5 protein-coding genes and 1 pseudogene are annotated in these 4,588 nt (G+C 38.6%); 4 read left to right on the top strand and 2 right to left on the bottom strand.

What is annotated here, in order from left to right; all coding sequences use genetic code 11:
• Positions 1-236: 236 nt before the first annotated feature.
• From thrS to rplT, 4 genes are all read left to right on the top strand, one after another.
• Complete coding sequence (gene thrS / locus QZ620_RS13525) at positions 237-2,183, top strand: threonine--tRNA ligase (protein WP_295182629.1); 1,947 nt, start codon at positions 237-239, stop codon at positions 2,181-2,183.
• A 27-nt stretch (positions 2,184-2,210) separates the two neighbouring features.
• Positions 2,211-2,762, top strand: a complete 552-nt coding sequence (infC, locus tag QZ620_RS13520) for a translation initiation factor IF-3 (RefSeq protein ID WP_084509743.1) — start codon at positions 2,211-2,213, stop codon at positions 2,760-2,762.
• A gap of 36 nt (positions 2,763-2,798) precedes the next feature.
• Positions 2,799-2,996, top strand: coding sequence for a 50S ribosomal protein L35 (gene rpmI / locus QZ620_RS13515; protein ID WP_141878381.1), 198 nt, complete (start codon positions 2,799-2,801; stop codon positions 2,994-2,996).
• A 133-nt stretch (positions 2,997-3,129) separates the two neighbouring features.
• Positions 3,130-3,474, top strand: coding sequence for a 50S ribosomal protein L20 (rplT, locus tag QZ620_RS13510; RefSeq protein ID WP_026914511.1), 345 nt, complete (start codon positions 3,130-3,132; stop codon positions 3,472-3,474).
• Between the two features lie 72 nt (positions 3,475-3,546).
• Here the strand turns inward: rplT and QZ620_RS13505 are convergent, their stop codons facing one another.
• Both QZ620_RS13505 and QZ620_RS13500 read right to left on the bottom strand, forming a co-directional pair.
• Complete coding sequence (locus QZ620_RS13505) at positions 3,547-3,978, bottom strand: secondary thiamine-phosphate synthase enzyme YjbQ (RefSeq protein ID WP_295182622.1); 432 nt, start codon at positions 3,976-3,978, stop codon at positions 3,547-3,549.
• A 9-nt stretch (positions 3,979-3,987) separates the two neighbouring features.
• Positions 3,988-4,588 (bottom strand): annotated as a pseudogene (locus tag QZ620_RS13500) (asparagine synthetase B); the annotation flags it as partial.

The following is a 4,588-nucleotide window of genomic DNA, read 5'->3' as shown; positions in this document are numbered from 1 at the left end:
AAGCGGCTGCAAATATACACCCCATTTTTAATTACACAATGACTTTCCGAAGAAAAATATAAAATAAATACAAGATTATTTATAAGTGATTGAAATTCAGAATTATCTAATTCTAAATAATTTCATAATACATTTCCGAAGAGATAATCAACACCTATATATAGTATATAGGTAAGTATGTATTGTGCAACCAAACTCAACACCTTATCTTTGCGACTTCGTAAAACATGTATATAATGATCAAGATCACTCTGCCAGACGGAAGTATTAAAGAGTTTGAAAAAGGCACTACTCCAATGGATGTAGCCAGAAGTATAAGCGAAGGACTTGCAAGGAATGTTATTTCTGCAAAGTTCAATAATGAAACTGTAGAAACCACGACACCTTTAAATACCGATGGCGATCTTGTTCTTTTCACCTGGTCTAATGATGAAGGTAAAAAAGCATTCTGGCATTCATCTTCTCACGTAATGGCTCAGGCTATTCAGGATCTGTACCCGGGAGCTAAGCTTACTATAGGACCAGCGATTGATAGAGGCTTCTACTATGATGTAGACTTCGGAGAGAAAAAGATCTCAGAAAATGATTTCAAGAAGATCGAAGACCGTATGCTGGAAATTTCCCGCGGTAAACATGATTTTGCACTGCGTTCAGTTTCTAAAACTGATGCGCTGGAATTTTACAAGAAGGAGAATAATCCTTTTAAGGTAGAGCTTATCGAAAATCTTACTGATGGTGAAATCACCTTCTGTGATCACGATACTTTCACAGACCTTTGCCGCGGTGGTCATATTCCAAATACAGGAATCATCAAAGCAGTAAAATTAATGAGTGTTGCCGGTGCATACTGGAGAGGTGATGAAACTAATCCTCAACTAACCAGAGTATATGGGATATCATTTCCGAAGCAAAAAGAATTAAAAGAATATCTGGCTCTGCTGGAAGAAGCCAAGAAAAGAGATCATAGAAAATTGGGGAAAGAATTGGAGCTATTCACTTTTTCCCAAAAAGTTGGACAGGGATTACCATTATGGCTTCCGAAAGGTGCAGCTCTTAGAGAGAGACTCGAGAATTTCCTAAAGAAGGCTCAGAAGAAAGCCGGCTATGAAATGGTTGTAAGTCCGCACATTGGTCATAAGGAACTTTATGTAACTTCTGGTCATTATGCTAAATACGGGGAAGATAGCTTTCAACCGATAACGACTCCTAATGAAGGAGAGGAATTTCTACTCAAGCCTATGAACTGCCCGCATCACTGTGAAATGTACAATGCGAGTTCCTGGAGTTATCGTGACCTTCCGAAGAGATTTGCTGAGTTTGGTACTGTATATAGGTATGAGCAAAGTGGAGAATTGCATGGTTTAACCAGAGTTAGAGGTTTTACTCAGGATGACGCGCATATATTCTGTATGCCGGAGCAGCTGGATGAAGAATTTAAAAAAGTAATTGACCTTACCTTATATGTATTCTCGTCTTTAGGTTTTGATGACTTTACTGCCCAGGTGTCTTTAAGGGATCCTGAAAAGAAAGATAAGTATATAGGATCTGATGATGTTTGGGAAAAAGCCGAGTCGGCCATTTTAAGTGCTGCGGAAGAAAAAGGTCTTAATTATGTGATTGAAAAAGGAGAAGCGGCTTTCTACGGACCAAAACTTGACTTTATGGTTAAGGATGCACTGGGAAGAAGCTGGCAACTTGGAACCATCCAGGTAGACTACAATCTGCCAGAGCGCTTTGACCTGACATATAAAGGAAGTGACAATGAGTCACATCGACCAGTCATGATTCACCGTGCTCCTTTTGGAAGTATGGAGAGATTTATTGCTATTCTTCTGGAACATACAGGTGGTAATTTCCCACTATGGTTAATGCCAGAACAGGCTATTATTCTCTCGCTCAGCGAGAAATATGAAAATTACTCACAAAAAGTTTTAAATTTACTTGAAAATCACGAAATTCGCGCCCTTGTAGACAATAGAAACGAAACTATCGGGAAGAAGATTCGGGAAGCCGAAGTAAACAAATTCCCGTATATGTTGATTGTCGGCGAGCAGGAAGCCAAAGATGGTACGATTTCTGTTCGTAAGCATAGTGAAGGAGATTTGGGAACGATGAAGATCGATGATTTTGCAGATTTGATTAATACAGAAATCAGTAGTACCTTAAAGCCTTTCAAAACATAAGTTTAATTAAAATTTTAAGCCATAGCTATACGTAGAAAAAAACCGAACAGGTTCGGTCGACAAAAAGAAGAGCAGCACCGAATCAACGAGAAAATCAGAGCAGACGAAGTACGCCTGGTTGGTGATAACGTAGAGATGGATGTATATCCTGTAAAGAAAGCTCTTGCGATTGCAGAGGAACAGGGTCTTGATCTAGTAGAGATCTCTCCAAATGCAAAACCACCAGTGGTAAAAGTAATGGACTATAAGAAGTTTCTTTATGAGCAAAAGAAACGTGAAAAGGCCATGAAAGCTAAAGCCAGTAAGGTAGTCGTTAAAGAAATTCGATTTGGTCCCAATACAGATGATCATGATTACGAGTTTAAGAAACGTAATGCAGAGAAATTCTTGAAAGACGGTGCAAAGCTAAAGGCTTTTGTTTTTTTCAAAGGACGATCTATCGTGTTCAAGGATAAAGGAGAAATTCTTCTTCTTAGACTTGCACAGGATCTTGAAGAACTTGGAAAGGTAGAACAGATGCCAAAACTTGAAGGAAAGAGAATGACAATGTTTCTCTCCCCCACTAAGAAATCGAAATAAGAGAATAAGAGAGTTAATTATAAAAAGAGGACAGTAATGCCTAAGATGAAAACGAAATCCAGTGCCAAGAAGCGTTTCAAGCTAACCGGTACAGGTAAGATTAAAAGAAAGCACGCGTTTAAGAGTCATATCTTAACAAAGAAGTCTAAGAAACGTAAGCTAGCCTTAACTCACAGTACTTTGGTACATGATGCAGATAAGCAAAATATCAAACTTCAATTACGTTTAAAGTAAATTGAAGCTCTTGAGGTTTAATTAATTATTTAACCATGGAGTTGGGCAACACTTAGACTGGGCGTAGTGCTACAGTATAAGTTTAAGTTGAAAGTGTCGGTGAACGACCGCCTACTACAAAAAAATTTAAAATATGCCAAGATCAGTAAACTCAGTTGCCAAAAGGGCACGTAGAAAAAAAGTTTTAAAGCAAGCAAAAGGTTATTTTGGACGTCGTAAAAACGTTTGGACCGTTGCTAAAAATGCGGTTGACAAAGCGATGCTTTATGCATACAGAGACCGTAAAGCTAAGAAACGTAACTTCCGTTCTTTATGGATTATGCGTATTAACGCTGCAGCCAGACAGGAAGGATTATCTTATTCTCAATTTATGGGGAAAATCAAAACCAGTGAAATTGGATTGAACCGTAAGGTTCTTGCCGATTTGGCGATGAACCACCCAGAGGCTTTCAAAGCAATTGTAGAAAAAGTAAAATAAACAATTATACTCTCTTATAGAAAAATCCCGCAATTGCGGGATTTTTTGTTTTCTACTAATCCGGAAATGATCCTAGATATCCTCTTCTCCATAGATCGTTAGCACAAGTTTTCTCGATCCTCCAGAGTTTCTATGCTCACACAAATATATGCCCTGCCAGGTTCCCATGTTCAAACTACCATTAGTAATAGGAATTTGCAATGAAGGCCCGGTTAGTGAAGATTTGATATGTGCAGGCATATCGTCGCTACCCTCTGTAGTATGTCTATAATACTCCTGATTTTCCGGTACCATCTCATCAAAATGACTACGGAAATCTTCTCTTACAGTTGGATCTGCATTTTCATTGATGGTCAACCCAGCAGAGGTATGTTTGATAAAGATCTGCAAGAATCCGAATTTGAAGTCTTCTATTTCTGAACAATGATTTAAAATTTCATCTGTAATTAAGTGGAAACCACGTTTGCGTGGTTTTAAGCGCATTTCAGTCTGATAAATTTCCATTCAATTTTATTAAGTTTTCTGTTCCTTTTTCTTAGCTGCCGGAAATAGCACATTATTAAGAATAAGCCGGTATCCTGCCGAATTCGGATGCAACTGCAATTCTGTTTTAGGATCCCCTACCCTGTGTTGATAATCTTCAGGATCATGTCCCCCATAGAAGGTGAAAAATCCCTTGCCTTTTACCCCATGTATATACCGAGCTTCGCCATTGAGTTTGGATTCTCCCATTATTAAAACACCAGGTTTGATCGTTTCAGGATCGTAACTTGTTGTTTGTCCCATAAAACCTTTTACCAGCCGGGTATGATTTTGCGTAAGCATGGTTGGCACTACATCCCATTTCGCCGAATAATCCATCAAAGTAAAATAATCACTCTCCTTTTCGATCATCTGTCGTTTCGAGGTCATATCTATATTGGAAAATTCATACACCAACGGACTTCTCTCCAAAATAAAATCGGTGAACGCGAAGCTGAGATCATAATCCAATTTAGCTTGATACGCCGGTTCACTTGGATCACCATCAAACATTGCTTCTGCGATATCAACCCCATTTGCCGCCAAAGCGATATCAAAACTATCTGTGGCACTACACATGGCAAACATAAAA

The organism is uncultured Christiangramia sp., assembly GCF_913046405.1.
GTDB classification, from domain to species: Bacteria; Bacteroidota; Bacteroidia; order Flavobacteriales; family Flavobacteriaceae; genus Christiangramia; species Christiangramia marina.
This window is presented reverse-complemented; position numbering and strand designations above follow the sequence as displayed.